The organism is Coprococcus aceti (assembly GCF_025567285.1).
Taxonomy (GTDB): domain Bacteria; phylum Bacillota; class Clostridia; order Lachnospirales; family Lachnospiraceae; genus Coprococcus; species Coprococcus aceti.
On sequence record NZ_JAOQJT010000012.1, the window covers coordinates 26,952 to 41,244 of the forward strand.

At 45.1% G+C, this 14,293-nt stretch carries 12 protein-coding genes; 11 read left to right on the forward strand and 1 reads right to left on the reverse strand.

Going from position 1 to position 14,293, the window contains the following annotated elements:
• Positions 1 to 17 precede the first annotated feature (17 nt).
• The 9 genes from OCV54_RS13175 (at position 18) to OCV54_RS13215 (ending at position 9,580) form a co-directional block, all read left to right on the forward strand.
• Positions 18 to 452, forward strand: coding sequence for a hypothetical protein (locus OCV54_RS13175; protein WP_133300880.1), 435 nt, complete (start codon positions 18 to 20; stop codon positions 450 to 452).
• A gap of 26 nt (positions 453 to 478) precedes the next feature.
• Positions 479 to 958 (forward strand): GNAT family N-acetyltransferase, encoded by a 480-nt coding sequence (locus OCV54_RS13180; RefSeq protein WP_004851846.1) that lies wholly within the window; start codon positions 479 to 481, stop codon positions 956 to 958.
• A gap of 129 nt (positions 959 to 1,087) precedes the next feature.
• Positions 1,088 to 1,657, forward strand: a complete 570-nt coding sequence (locus OCV54_RS13185) for a cytidylate kinase-like family protein (protein WP_022216825.1) — start codon at positions 1,088 to 1,090, stop codon at positions 1,655 to 1,657.
• Between the two features lie 73 nt (positions 1,658 to 1,730).
• Positions 1,731 to 3,497, forward strand: a complete 1,767-nt coding sequence (locus tag OCV54_RS13190) for a MutS-related protein (protein ID WP_015534676.1) — start codon at positions 1,731 to 1,733, stop codon at positions 3,495 to 3,497.
• 103 nt (positions 3,498 to 3,600) lie between these two features.
• Positions 3,601 to 4,320 (forward strand): response regulator transcription factor, encoded by a 720-nt coding sequence (locus tag OCV54_RS13195; RefSeq protein WP_015534677.1) that lies wholly within the window; start codon positions 3,601 to 3,603, stop codon positions 4,318 to 4,320.
• Positions 4,321 to 4,387: 67 nt separating this feature from the next.
• On the forward strand, positions 4,388 to 5,605 hold the full coding sequence (locus OCV54_RS13200) for a sensor histidine kinase (protein WP_022216824.1): 1,218 nt from the start codon (positions 4,388 to 4,390) through the stop codon (positions 5,603 to 5,605).
• Between the two features lie 107 nt (positions 5,606 to 5,712).
• On the forward strand, positions 5,713 to 6,474 hold the full coding sequence (locus OCV54_RS13205; RefSeq protein WP_015534679.1) for an ABC transporter ATP-binding protein: 762 nt from the start codon (positions 5,713 to 5,715) through the stop codon (positions 6,472 to 6,474).
• 11 nt (positions 6,475 to 6,485) lie between these two features.
• Positions 6,486 to 8,942: an ABC transporter permease gene (locus OCV54_RS13210; protein ID WP_022216823.1), complete on the forward strand. Its 2,457-nt coding sequence runs from the start codon at positions 6,486 to 6,488 to the stop codon at positions 8,940 to 8,942.
• Between the two features lie 59 nt (positions 8,943 to 9,001).
• Complete coding sequence (locus tag OCV54_RS13215; RefSeq protein ID WP_022216822.1) at positions 9,002 to 9,580, forward strand: DUF1294 domain-containing protein; 579 nt, start codon at positions 9,002 to 9,004, stop codon at positions 9,578 to 9,580.
• On the opposite strand, the gene OCV54_RS13220 is transcribed toward OCV54_RS13215, so the two are convergent.
• On the reverse strand, positions 9,567 to 10,085 hold the full coding sequence (locus tag OCV54_RS13220) for a DUF6512 family protein (RefSeq protein ID WP_022216821.1): 519 nt from the start codon (positions 10,083 to 10,085) through the stop codon (positions 9,567 to 9,569). The genes OCV54_RS13215 and OCV54_RS13220 overlap by 14 nt on opposite strands.
• Before the next feature lie 171 nt (positions 10,086 to 10,256).
• On the opposite strand from OCV54_RS13220, the gene OCV54_RS13225 reads away from it, so the two are divergent.
• Both OCV54_RS13225 and OCV54_RS13230 read left to right on the forward strand, forming a co-directional pair.
• The gene (locus tag OCV54_RS13225) at positions 10,257 to 11,429 is read left to right on the forward strand and encodes an exonuclease SbcCD subunit D (RefSeq protein WP_022216820.1); all 1,173 of its coding nucleotides are present in this window, start codon (positions 10,257 to 10,259) and stop codon (positions 11,427 to 11,429) included.
• 87 nt (positions 11,430 to 11,516) lie between these two features.
• The gene (locus OCV54_RS13230) at positions 11,517 to 14,288 is read left to right on the forward strand and encodes an AAA family ATPase (protein ID WP_055224480.1); all 2,772 of its coding nucleotides are present in this window, start codon (positions 11,517 to 11,519) and stop codon (positions 14,286 to 14,288) included.
• Positions 14,289 to 14,293 lie beyond the last annotated feature (5 nt).

Genomic DNA, 14,293 nt, shown 5'->3' on the forward strand with positions numbered 1-14,293 from the left:
ATTGACAATAATGAGGTATGAAGATAATGGTATTTGAAACTATATACAGTTTGTATGAAAAAGAAGTAGTAAACGAGATTAAGAAATTAAAAACGGATGAAGAAATAAAATTTATTGAAAGAAAAGGAATTATACGAGATATTGTGTTGAAAAGGTTGGCAAAAGCATTAAGTGTGGCTGTATACAGAAATGGAAAGATAGAGGATGTACATGCGGGGGAATGCGAAGGGGAAGACTATTTTAGAGGTATACCGGATAGTTGTATGAAAGCAATTAATATTGATGTTTGTAATAAAATATATACGATGTTAAAACTATTGCTTAGTACAGATGAGGATGATTTTAAGATAGCTAATGCAGTTCTAAGATTCTCAGAGATGTGTGCGTCAGATTGGAATGAACCAGAACTGGATGATAGTATATACAATAAAGAACTGCTTGATTTGTTGTAATCATTTTTAGAAAGAGGATCAGACATATGAAGATAATAAATGCAACACCAAAAGACAAAGAAGAACTGCTCTCGCTCTATCACGCCATGATAGGCGGACCGTGTGAGTGGAGCGAGAATTATCCTGACGAGAATACCATAGCATTTGACCTGAAGAATGAGGATCTGTTTGTTATGAAGAATGACAAAGAAGAGATTGTAGCCACAATATCCATAGATCACGACGATGCTGTTGAGGCACTTACGTGCTGGAGAGCAGATCTGGCTCCATCGGGAGAACTTTCAAGGCTGTGCGTCAGGAAGGATATGCAGGGACAGGGAATTGCGAAGACTATGATGAACTATGCCTGTGATGTCCTGAAAAGCAGAGGCATGAAGGGCGTTCATATACTTGTCAGAGAAGGACATGTGGTGGCGCTTTCGACATACGCCAAGATTGGTTTTGAAACGGTTGGAGAGTGTGATCTTTTTGATAAGCATTTCGTATGTATGGAACGGGGATTCTAAAGAGGTAGATATTGCAAGTTATAGGATGCAGCTGCAGCTATATTGTAATATAATGGGGGTGTATTGTTTGATGAGTTATAGAGATGAGACATTTCTATTATATAAGAATGACGAGTGGAGGCGCACAGAATGATAATTACAATAGGCAGAGAGTGTGGATGTGACGGCGATGAGGTGGCGGCAAGACTTGCCTCAAAATATGGTATAGCCTGTTACACAAAGAAAGAGATAATAAGGCTGGCAAAGGAGAAGGGTGTGTATGACAAATATCCGTTTTTCTTTGGAGAGAAGGCTATAGATTCTATGATGCAGTCGGTGTCAGATGACTTTGTCGTGAAGAGAAGAAAGACCCCGGAGGAGGTACTTGAGAGATTGCTTGACGGACAGGATGGCGTTGTAGTGGGAAGAGCCTCGGACTTTGCATTCAAGAACAGGAACGATGCAGTGAGAATATTCCTGTGCGGAGATAAAGACAGCAGAATAAAGAGGATAATGGACAAGCATGGCATATCAGAATCAAAGGCAAAGAGTATTGTGGAGGAGACTGATGCCAAGCGAAGAAGCTATCATGACTATTACTCAGGAGAGAACTGGGGATATTCAGGACATTATGACCTGTGCCTTGATGAGGCGAAGCTCGGCGTGGACGGTGTCGTGGAGATGGTTTCAGCGTATATGAAGGTGATAGGCAGAAATTAGAATTGAGCTTGGCGGAAGATATATGGTATGAGCTGGATTGACAGGCTTTAGGCATTACTTGAAAGGTGTAGATATGGGGAAAAATACAACAGGAAAATACAGTCTTCTGGTACCGGATGGTGAGTATTCATTTAGGGTACTGAGCCCTGTGGTCATGCATGACCTTGGGCTTGATATGATATGCAGACAACTGTCGGCAAATGAGTCTGAACAGAATTATATAATGGGAGTTATGTCACGGATATATGCAGATCCATCTGTTACAAAGTACAGAGGTGGTGTGTTTGACGACATAATTGGAAATAAAAAACTCAGAGACGACATGATGGAGATTCTTGGGAAGATAAGCTTTCTCAAGGATTACGGCAGCTTTAAACGCGATTATGATGAGAATTCAGGTATATGGGATCTTATGCACAGACTTGATGAGATAGACGATTACATAGAATGCGTAGATTCGTTATATTCCTGCCTGAAGGATAAAAACTTGCATTCCGAGGGATTTACAGGTCTTAAGGAGTATGTTCAGAATATATATGAGGACAACGGTTTCAGTGAGTTGAAGAAGGACATATCAGAGCTGAAAAAGGTGAGTGGTGAGGTTCGAAGTATAACTATAGGAATTAATCTGAACAGCAGATATGAGGCTGATGGCGTTGGCTTGATATCTGTAAATAGTAAGCAATTTACGAGGGGCGGTGTGCTGAGCAATTTCTACGGTCATTTGATGTCCAGAGATAAGATAAGTGACAACCTCGACGCTAAGAGTGACTTCAGATTTCAGCCGTTAGATGCGGTAAATGAAGCATTATCCAAATTTCAGCAGGAACTTCAGGGAAGAGTGGTAACTGGAGGTGCAAATAACTTGGCGGCAGGAATGGTTGGTATTCCTGATTCTGACAAATCCAAAGATATTACGCGGTATACAGACAGGGTAGTCACCAAGCTCATAACAAGAATTGTCAAGAGGATGAGGGAGACGTTAAATAAGTATGTGTCGATTACTATAACTGATATGACGGATCTCATACCTGAGCTCACTTACTATATAAGATGGGCTGAGTACATAGAAAAACTGCAGAAACGCGGCGCAGCATTTTCCAAGGCAAAGGTTGTGAACTCTGCATATCAGCCGAACGCAGATATTTCCGAGGAGGACGATTCAAAGAGCAGATATTATATGAAGGCTCGTGGCATATACAATATCAAGCTTGCGGCATTTGACACGGAGGAGTCGGAGCACATAGTGACCAATGATCTGGACTTTGACAGCGAGCACAGAGTGTATATTCTGACAGGAGCAAATAGGGGTGGAAAGACGACCATAACCCAGACGATAGGTCAGCTTTTTGTACTGGCTCAGGGTGGTATATATATCCCAGGTGATGAATTTGAATTTGCTCCAGTGGACTGCGTATTTACACATTTCCCTGCTGACGAAGACAAGACCCTGGATCTTGGAAGACTTGGTGAGGAGTGCAAGAGATTCAGGGAGATATTTGACGGTGCGAATGATCGCAGTCTCATACTTCTCAATGAGACGTTTTCAACTACGTCATTTGAGGAGGGCTATTATATAGCCAGGGATTCCGTGAGAGCGATTCTGACAAAGGGAACGAGAACGATATACAACACCCATATGCATAAGCTGGGCTTTGATGTGGATGAGATGAATGAAGGGCGTACAGAGGGCAAGGTATATTCGCTGATCGTACACAACGAGGGCTCACAAAGATCATACAAGATAGAGATAGCGCCACCTGCTGGTAAATCATATGCCAGTGACATAGCGGAGAAATATGGTGTTACATATGACATGCTGGTGAATAAAGAAAAATAGTTGGCTGTATGCACTGCTTGTGGATGATATTACAGACGATATGTGGGCAGTTTAGAGTCATATAATATGAATTGTCTATAGTGAAGATATTGGAGGGTATAGGATGACAGAAAAGCATACAGACAAGAGAACAATACTTATAGTGGATGATGACGCTGATCTGTCTATGCTGATACAGGATATGCTGGAGGACAACGGCTATGCTTTTCTGTACGCAGCCAGCATAGACGATGCATATGAAGTGCTGACAGATAACAAATGTGATCTTATACTTCTGGATATCAATCTTCCCGATGGTACAGGTTTCTCGTTCTGTAAAGAACTCAGGCATACTTCGCAGGTGCCAATCATATTTGCAAGTGCAAGGACGAGTGAGGATGACAAGGTGAATGGCCTTGATATGGGTGGAGATGACTATATCGCAAAGCCGTATTCACTGAAAGAGCTTATGTCTCGTATCCGTTCGATACTCAGGAGAACTTATGGTGTTGATGACAATAAGTCTGAGATGTTGACCCTGAACACAGACGGGAACGAGATAGAGATCAACAGGCACGCACGGACTGTGAACAGAAACAAAAGTAATGTGGATATGAAGCCGAAGGAATTTGACCTGCTTGTATACATGGCGGAGAACAGAGGCAGGGTATTGACCAAGGAACAGATCATGAGTGCCGTGTGGGGGCTGTACAGCGATGTGGAGCCATCCACGGTTGCGGTGCATGTAAGGTGGCTCAGGGAAAAGCTTGAGACAGATCCTTCACATCCGCAGCTTATCCGTACGGTATGGGGAACGGGATATGTGCTGGGAGATAGTGAATAGACAAAGACGGTGAGGATAATATGAGCTTGTAAGGTGGATGTCCACTTGGCAGCTATAGGGAGTTTATATGAAGCGACATTCAGTAAGAAGCAATATAATAAAAATGCTGATCGTGTTCATGTGCGCTATAACCATAGTTTTTGGTTGGCTGTTCTACAGGGAGAAGCAGGACGAGACACGGCGGATAAAAGATGATGAATATGGGCAGTATATAGTGGAACTGAATGAAGTGAAACAACTGTATGATTCGGGATCCACAGATGCTGACGAAAAGCTTGACGCTGTAATGAATGAACTCAGGGAACAAAAGATAGATACCGGCAAGTCAGGACTTAGGAATATAGTGATCATGTATATCGTTGTCTTGTGTGTTGTGATTGTATTATTCCTGTACATATACGTGTGTGTTCTCAGGCCATTTGACGAGCTGGAGGATTATGCATCACATCTGGCAACAGGGGATATGGACACCGAACTTAAGTACAGACGGGTAAATATGTTCGGAAGCTTCACGTGGGCATTTGACCATATGAGAACGGAGATAGTGCATGCAAGGCGTAGAGAGCAGGAAGCGATAGAGAACAACAAGACAGTTATAGCCACGCTGTCACATGATATAAAGACTCCGATCGCATCTATAAGAGGATATGCGGAGGCATTGGTCATGAATATGGATGCCACCCAGGAGCGCAGGGAGAGGTATGCGTCGGTCATCATGAAGAAATGTGATGAGGTTACGTCCATAACGAATGACATGTTTATTCATTCCTTGCATGATCTGGACAGACTGGTGGTGAAGAGTGATAAGGTTGAGATAAAACCTCTGCTGGAACAGGTCCTGTCAGATATAGGTCTCGGAATGGATATCGTGGTGAATGGAGATATAACCGAGGCAGTGCTTGAGCATTCAGATTCGGGAAGAGTGGTTCAGGTGATAGAAAATATACTGTCAAATGCCGCTAAGTATGCCAGAGACACAGAGATAAGTATTGTTACGGAATGTATATCGCCCGAAAAACTTCCAAGGAATGTCCATGTGAGCGGCGCTGATATGGTATACAGGCTGTCCATAAAGGATCATGGAACAGGAATTCCGGATAAGGATATGCCGTTCATATATGAGAAGTTTTATCGAGGGGAAAACTCCGGTGATGAACCTGGAGCGGGCCTTGGACTATTTATTGTCCATTATCTCATGGACAGAATGGGCGGAGATGTGGAACTTGTAAATCATGCTGATGGCCTGGAGGCAGTGTTATATTTTGCAGCAAGAAAGGTTTGTTAAGGACTTGTTAATAAATAGGGTGATATGGTTGTAGCACGGTGGCGAGGTGAAGATCTGTAGAGGATGTCTGAATGCCCCCGTGCTACAACTATAAAAAGGAGAGAAAAATGGCAGATATAATACTTCAGGCAAGAGATCTTTGCAAAAGCTTTTCCAGTGAGGGCGTGCAGAATCATGTGCTCAACAACATGGATCTGGATATCTATAAGGGAGATTTTACAGTCATCATGGGAGCGTCAGGCTCGGGAAAATCCACACTGCTTTACAGTCTGTCCGGGATGGACAGACCGACTTCGGGAAAGGTCATATATGATGGCGAGGATATAACAGAATACAATGAGAAGCGCATGGCAGAACTCAGGGTGTATGAGTTTGGATTTGTGTTTCAGCAGATACATCTTGTTAGTAACCTCAGCATTAGAGAGAACATACTTGTGCCGGGTTATATGAATAAGGATACGAGAACAAAAGAGACTGAAAACAGGGCTGATGAACTCATAAAAAAGATGAATATAGAAAGTGCTGCTGACCGACTTCCGGCACAGGTGTCCGGCGGAGAGGCACAGAGGGGCGCTATTGCCAGAGCGGTCATCAACAGTCCGGGTATCCTTTTCGCGGATGAGCCGACAGGCGCATTAAACCGCAGGAATACCCAGGATGTGCTGGACCTTCTCACCGAGCTCAACGTGGAGGGACAGAGCATACTCATGGTTACCCACGATGTGAGGGCTGCTATCAGGGCGAACAGGATCATCTACATAGAGGACGGAAGGATCATAGGTGAGCTGAAGCTGTCACAATATATTGAAGAAGATCGCAAGAGCCGTGAGAGCCAGATAGATGCATGGCTTGGTTCCATGCAGTGGTAGGAGGTGCCGGGATGAGATATATCATGATGGTGCTTCGAGGAAATATGAGAAGAAACAAGGGCGTGCATATAAGTGTGTTCGTGCTCATGCTTATCATTTCTCTGGCATTCTGTTCAGTGCTTTCTTACTACACGAATTCCATAAGGCATGATTCGGAAGCTATGGAAGAGGTTGGTTATGGAGGTATGCTTGCCGCACTTTACGGGGAGAACAGGCTGGATGCCTATGGAACAAGTGCAGACAAGATAATAAAGAATATTGGCAAATGTGATGCAGTGCAGGAAGTGAAAGCAACTGATGTTGTATATCTGCTGCTTAAGGACTGCAATGGAAAAGGCGGAAACAGCAGCTTCGTTTTGAATGATACAGACAGCGTGCTCACATATGATCAGTATGATGTGGATAACAAAATGACAGATCGCCGGCTTGAAAAAGGTGAGGTAAGTGTGCCGTTCAGTTTCATAGGTATGTATGACTGCAAGATTGGTGATACAGTCGAGCTGGGCAATGATAACGGTTCTTATACCTTCAAAGTTGCGTCATTTTTCGAGGATCCATATATGGGATCTTCGGTCATGGGAATAAAGACGATATTGATCTCAGATGAGGATTTTGCGGATCTCAAGGCAAAGGCTGCGGAAGATAATAGAAGCGGACTGGAAGATGACAAGAGATCCTTTGAATTGTCAAAGCTTATCATAATAGATAAAAAGCCGGGCCTGGACCTCACGGAGATGGAGTTTGAGAGAGAACTGAATAATGTGAGTGATTTCGCGTCATATTGCTGGATAACTTTATCAAAGGAGCAGGCGGGAAATTACATGCTTCTTATGACAAAGGTATTCTCCGCGGTGCTGCTTATATTTGTTGTGCTGCTTCTGGTGGCGGCTATGATAGTTCTAGGACACAACATCGGCAGCAGCATAGACATGGATTTTGTTAACATAGGAATACTCAAAGCGGTCGGAATGACAAATGCATCGGTGAAGCTGGCGTTGCTTGCCGGGTATATGTGCACTGTGGCGGCTGGACTGTTTGCTGGAATACCACTGGCCATTCCGATACTAAAAATTATAAATAGTGCCACAAGATCTTCTTCAGGACTTGAAGTTCCGTCTGATATTAATGTAGGACTTGTGCTGTGTGTCATATTGGCGATACTGCTTCTAGTAGCAGCATTTATCATGTTGAAGACAAGGAGAATATCCGAGGCCACACCTATAAAGGCAATAAGAGGTGGACGGGACAGTGTGCATTTCTCAAGCGTTCTGAAACTTCCGGTCTCAGGCAAGAAACTTGGTGTGAGTCTTGCATACAGACAGTTTATATCTGAGAAGAAACAGTATGCCGCAGCCATCATAGTGACTGCTATACTTGCCATGTTCATGATACTTATGAACGATATGATGCGCTGGTTTAATTCACAGAATATGCTGGTGGATATGTTTTCAGTCACGAAGTATGACCTGACTGCTTCGTTTGTCGATGAGGATACGCAGAAGGATATAGAGAATGTTATATCAGAACACACAGCGTATAGAAAATATCAAATGTCCAGCGAGTACCTTCTGTTCGATGATGTGCAGATGTATTGTTATATAGTGGAGGACCCTGATATGATCAACACGATAAGAAAGGGAAGAACCTGCACATATGACAATGAAGTGCTGATAACCCAGTATGTGGCTGATGGATTTCACATGAACGTAGGTGACACAGTCACAGTCAAGCGCGGCGGCGTGGCAAGGAAGATGGTGATCTCCGGCATATACGATTCGGCAAATGATATGGGCAAGAACTTTGCAATTAGTAAGGCTGCATATAGTAAGTTTGCCAGCGAAGAGACCGTAAGTGAGTCTGGTGTCAGTGGAGCTGCCAAAAGCAGTTCAGATGAAGAGGAATGGAGCGGCAAAGGAATATGTTATGATCTTGACAATACTGATGAATGTGATGCGATAATCCAGGAGATAGATAAGAGATATGGCGATAATCAGGGCATCACGTATTCAATACATTCAGCAAAGGATGATTTTGAAGAAGTGGCGGGTACAGTCAACATTGCAATACAGGGACTCACATTGCTCACATATATGTTGGGGGCTGTATTCGTGATAGTCACGGTCATAATCGTGTGTGGCAAGGTTCTCATGCGTGAGCAGAAGGATATCGGAATATACAAGGCACTTGGATTTACATCCTTCAGACTCAGATGCCAGCTTGCGGTCCGCTTTATCGTGACGGCAGTTGTGGGTTCGCTGCTTGGTATAGTTCTGGCACTTATCGTCAGCAAGCCATTCTTCAAGGCAGGATTTGAATCATTTGGAATATACAGTTTTAATTTAAGTACAAGCGTGATATCACTGGTTATACCATTGGTATTTATGAGCGTGTTATTCTCTGTGGTAGCATTTATCAGAGCGGGGAACATCAGAAAGGTTCAGCCGCAGGTGCTCATCGCAGATCAGTAGAAGTATATAGGAGAGTGGAACTATGTATACAATGTCAGTAGACAAGGTGGGTATATATAATGGATAAGTTGATCATATATCTGATATGTATAAATATACTGGGAGCCGTCCTTGACGGAGTTACGGCCGCGAGACGCAGGAGAACAAGCCATAAGGCGCTCAGTGTTCTGCTGGGGATCATAGCCATTGCCGGAGGTGGCCCGGGTATGATAATAGCGTTTGCACTGTGTGACAGAACGGCCTCCAAGACGAATATGATGCTGAGAGTGTTCACTGTGTGCGTGTGTGTGATAGAACTTGCGGTGTTCATGACTTGGAAGCTCAGACCGGCGGGCAAATGGAACTTTGCATTCTGGGATGTGTTTGTGGAATACAGATGGACACTTTGGTTCGTTGCGGCAGTGAGTGTTGTAACATTTGTCATGTTCGGAATTGACAAATACAGAGCGATCAAGGGCGGATACAGGATACCTATAGCTGTCTTGCTCGGAATGGCATTTGCCGGTGGAAGTATCGGTGCTCTGCTTGGAATGGTGGTGTTCAGGCATAAGATAAGAAAGAATTATTTCTCGGTTGGAGTGCCACTTATACTTGTAATGCAGGTGGTGCTTTTGATGTGTGTGGTTAATCTGCTGTAGGATCCGAAAATATCCCAAGTTCAGGCGGATAGTTGGTAAATGCAAAGAATGCAACCGCGAGAATAGCCAGGATGGTCATGGCAACGTAGTCATTTATGCACATTTGCTTAGATTCTAATCTGTTCTCAGCCCTCAATGCATACATAACACCGGCGAAATAAAGTGCGATATTCAGAAACTCATAATTCCTGCCCAGTACACCATTTAGAGTGTAGAAACCGACCACAATGAAAGCCATACCTGACAGGATACCGACAGTCCTTGCCGGAAGATAATGTTCCGGCAGGGGCTTATCTTTTATATGAGCCCAGAGAAATTCAATCATTGTCAGCAGGAGCATTGGAAAGAATATAAGTTTCAGGTGTTCCCAGGTTGACTCGTTCACTGCCGAGAATAGTCCGACAGCGGGATTGTCATTTGACCACTCGTATGTGAAATGCAGCAGCACTCCGAGGATCGATATGAAGAAAAAACGAAAAAAATTGAGTTTGTTAGTAGTTGCCATAGAGCGTTCTCCGATGAAAACTAGTGCTATATTACATAGTATATGACGAATATGGTATTTCATGTAGCGGAGAAACCGAAATCAACGAAATTAAGATAAACATAATTGGGATATATTGTCGGTGATGTTATAATTATTTCAACGAATGTTTTGTTTAAAGGGGAAGTGTATATGCGTTTCATCCATTTATCTGATCTTCACATAGGAAAGCGTGTAAATGAATTTTCTATGTTGGAGGATCAGGAGTATATATTAAAAGAAATACTGGGCATCATCGATGATGAGCAGCCGGATGGAGTCATCATAGCCGGGGATGTATATGATAAGTCTGTGCCGAGCGAGGAGGCGGTGAAGCTGCTGGACAGCTTCCTGACTTCGCTTGCAAAGAGAAAGCTGCAAGTATATATCATCAGCGGCAACCATGATTCGGCGGCCAAGCTGGCATTTGCATCAAGTCTGATTGATCTCAGTGGAATCCATATATCGCCGGTATATGATTCGGCACAGATAGCCACGATGGGAGATGGGCTGGTCAGACCATATAAGCTGGAGGATGGAAAAGGACAGGTGGCGAACATATACATGCTGCCATTTGTGAAGCCGGCAATGGTCAGAGCGGTATTCCCTGATGAGGCGGATGATATAAAGGATTACACGGATGCCTGCCATGTGGCGGTGGAGCACATGGATGTTGATGAGAAGGTTACAAATATCCTTGTGGCCCACCAGTTCGTGACCGGGGCTGTGCGCTCGGAGTCGGAGGAGAATGTGGGCGGTCTGGACAATGTGGATGTGTCGGTATTTGACTCATTTGACTATGTGGCGCTGGGGCATATACATGGGCCGCAGAAGGTGGGCAGGGAGACTGTCAGATACTGTGGAACACCGCTTAAGTATTCACTTTCGGAGGCTAACCACACCAAATCGGTGACGGTTGTTGACATCCCTGAGAACAAGAAAATAGAGATAAGGACTGTTCCGCTTGTTCCGATGCATGAGCTGCGCGAGGTAAAGGGAACATTTGACGAGCTGATGGACAGGCGAAACTATGAGGGGACGGCTGTGGATGATTATCTGTATGTGGTTCTCACGGACGAGGATGACGTGCCGGATGCTTTGGGAAAACTCAGAACGGTCTATCCAAATGTGATGAAGCTTGGATACGACAACACCAGAACCCGTGTGACACAGACGATAGACGATGGCGCTGTGCTTGAAGGGAAAAAGCCTATAGATTTGTTTGGAGAGTTGTATGAGAAGCAGAACAACAAGGAAATGAGCGATGAACAGAGGAGTTTTGTTCAGGATATTATAGACTCTATATGGAAGGAGGAGCGCTTATGAGCGAAGCGAATAACTCAAATGCGCTCCGACGACCTGCCCCGCTCGCGGAGGCGAGAGGGGCGATACATTGTGAAAGGAGGCCTGGTGATGAGACCCATAAATCTTACGATGTCGGCATTTGGACCATATGCGGGAGTCCAGATGCTTGACATGGCCCAGCTTGGGGCTGAAGGCTTGTATCTTGTGACTGGGGATACAGGTGCGGGAAAGACCACGATATTCGATGCCATCTGTTATGCGCTGTATGATGAGCCGAGCGGGGCGAGCCGTGATGCGAGGATGATGAGATCAACGTATGCCGATGTGAACACAGATACCTACGTTGAGCTGACATTTGATCATATGGGGAAGACTTACAGAGTTAAAAGAAATCCTTCCTATGAGAGACGTAAGAAAAAAGGTGAGGGAACTACCATGCAGGATGCGGCTGCAGAACTGTATCTGCCGGATGACTCGGTCATCGCCAACAGAACGAAGGTAAATTCATATCTTCAGGAATTGTTGGGCGTGGACAGAGAGCAGTTTTCGCAGATATCCATGCTTGCTCAGGGTGAGTTCAAGGAACTGTTGGTGGCAGAGTCCGGGGACAGACAGAAGATATTCAGCAAGCTTTTTCACACATCAAGGTATTTTGTTCTGCAGAAGCGTCTTCAGGATGAGACGAGAAGGCTTCAGAGTGAACGGGACGATATGAAGAAGAGTATAGAGCAGTATATATCCGGGATAGTCTGCGGAGAGGATGACCCTCTTGGACTCAGTGTCCAGAAGGCAAAGGACGGCCAGATGCCAATTGATGAGGTGATCACACTCATCGGAAAGATTATTGTAACGGAGAAGGCAAGAACGGATTTATATGAGAAGCAGATCGGTACACTTGAGACCCGGGTCGGGGAACTTGACACGCTGATAGGCAAGGCACAGCAGACAGAGAAAGCCAGAGTGCAGCTTGAAAAGACACATTTGGAGCTTGCCAATGTACAGAATGACAGAACTACTGCTGAGGCAGAGTTAAACAGGACAAAGGAAGCGCTCCCAGAGACGGAAGAGCTCCAAAGGCAGGCAGCAGTTATAAATAACGAGCTTCCAAACTATGAGAAACTGGACGAGAAGCGAAAAAATATTGCAGACGAGGAACAGCTCCTGCAAAGGCAAAATGAACAGGCAGAGAAGGGCAGAATGCTTGTGACAGACAAACAGAAGAGCATAGAAAAGCTGAGGCAGGAGCAGACACAGCTTGCGGATGCGGGGGAGAAAATAGTTGCAATCACGGCATCGAGGGAGAAGATGGCTGACGCTGTTGACTATCTGAATGACATAAGTAGACTGCTCATGGAATACAGCAGAAGAAAACAGGCGGTGGACAAAGCACAGAAGCAGTATCTGTTTGATAATGATATGTATACCAGAAAGCAGGATATGTATGAGCATATGAGCACGCTCTACAGGAATGCCCAGGCGGGAATCCTAGCAAAGGATCTGAAGGAGGGACAGGCGTGCCCTGTGTGCGGTGCGACGGAGCACAAACTCCTTGCATCGCTGCCAAAGGAGGCTCCGACAGATGCACAGTTAGATGATGCGAAGAAGGATGCTGACAAAGCCCGCGACAGGGCAAATGCCAGTGCTACGGATGCAAAGGTAAAGCTTGCCAGCGTCATGGAGATCAGAAACAGCATTATTGAGCAGGCTGGAAGGAAATTTGACGATCCGGAGGATATAGATGTTCTGCCGGAAAAGGTTGAGAAGAATATTGGATACTATAATGAGAAGATTGCGGAGGCTGACAGACAGATCGAGGCTGAACGCAAAAGGGTCAGCAGAAGGGATGAGCTTGCTGCAAAACTTCCTCAGGAAGAAGAAACATTTGCCGGGATGCAGGTTAAGCTGGCGGAGCTTGAGAGAAATATATCGGCGCTCACGGCAAAGGTTGTCTCAGACAGAGAACAGGCGACAGAACTGGCCGCGGGGCTCAGATTCAGGAATCGGAGTGAGGCGGAAACGAAGATGAACGAGATTCTTGGCAGAGCAAAGAAACTGCAGGATTCATTTGACACCGCTGAGAAGAGATATAATGCTGTGATCCAGGATATTAAGACACTGGAGGGGCAGATAAAGGCTCTGACAGACACGCTGGAATCAGCAGAGAAGCTCGAACTTGCTAAGCTTGAGGAAGATAAAACCGCAGTGAGAGATGAGCTGGGAAGGATCAGACTTCTCATGCAGGATGGAAACAGCCGCATCCGTGCAAATGAAACGGCTATGGCGAATATAAGCAGAAAGTCAGATGAGCTTTTGGCAAAAGAAAAGAAATATGTAAGCGTGAAGTCGCTCTATGACACTGCCTCAGGAAATGTATCCGGCAAGAACAAGATAAACCTTGAGGCGTATATACAGATGTCGTATTTTGACAGGATAATTCAGCGTGCAAATCTGAGATTCCTGAAGATGTCAGATGGTCAGTATGAGCTGGGGCGTGTGACGGACAGCAGTGACAAGAGAAGCCAGATCGGCCTTGACCTCTGTGTTGTGGATCATTACAACGGCAGCAGACGAGACGTTAAGTCTCTTTCTGGGGGCGAGTCATTCATGGCATCACTCTCCCTTGCACTTGGACTCTCCGATGAGGTGCAGGCTTCGGCTGGCGGCATACAGATAGATACGATGTTTGTGGATGAGGGCTTTGGCTCACTGGACACAGAAAAGACTCTGCCACAGGCATACAAAGCGCTGGTCAGCGTGACCGAGGGACGCAAGCTGGTGGGAATAATATCGCACGTGACTGAACTCAAGGAGAAGATTGACAAGCAGATCGTGGTGGAAAAGGACAGAACCGGCAGGGCGAAGGCCCGGCTGGTGGTGTAGGAATT

Coding starts and splice junctions, on each gene's coding strand:
- OCV54_RS13175 (WP_133300880.1), top strand. CDS start 18: ATGAAGATAATGGTATTTGAAACTATATACAGTTTGTATGAAAAAGAA.
- OCV54_RS13180 (WP_004851846.1), top strand. CDS start 479: ATGAAGATAATAAATGCAACACCAAAAGACAAAGAAGAACTGCTCTCG.
- OCV54_RS13185 (WP_022216825.1), top strand. CDS start 1,088: ATGATAATTACAATAGGCAGAGAGTGTGGATGTGACGGCGATGAGGTG.
- OCV54_RS13190 (WP_015534676.1), top strand. CDS start 1,731: ATGGGGAAAAATACAACAGGAAAATACAGTCTTCTGGTACCGGATGGT.
- OCV54_RS13195 (WP_015534677.1), top strand. CDS start 3,601: ATGACAGAAAAGCATACAGACAAGAGAACAATACTTATAGTGGATGAT.
- OCV54_RS13200 (WP_022216824.1), top strand. CDS start 4,388: ATGAAGCGACATTCAGTAAGAAGCAATATAATAAAAATGCTGATCGTG.
- OCV54_RS13205 (WP_015534679.1), top strand. CDS start 5,713: ATGGCAGATATAATACTTCAGGCAAGAGATCTTTGCAAAAGCTTTTCC.
- OCV54_RS13210 (WP_022216823.1), top strand. CDS start 6,486: ATGAGATATATCATGATGGTGCTTCGAGGAAATATGAGAAGAAACAAG.
- OCV54_RS13215 (WP_022216822.1), top strand. CDS start 9,002: ATGGATAAGTTGATCATATATCTGATATGTATAAATATACTGGGAGCC.
- OCV54_RS13220 (WP_022216821.1), bottom strand. CDS start 10,085: ATGGCAACTACTAACAAACTCAATTTTTTTCGTTTTTTCTTCATATCG.
- OCV54_RS13225 (WP_022216820.1), top strand. CDS start 10,257: ATGCGTTTCATCCATTTATCTGATCTTCACATAGGAAAGCGTGTAAAT.
- OCV54_RS13230 (WP_055224480.1), top strand. CDS start 11,517: ATGAGACCCATAAATCTTACGATGTCGGCATTTGGACCATATGCGGGA.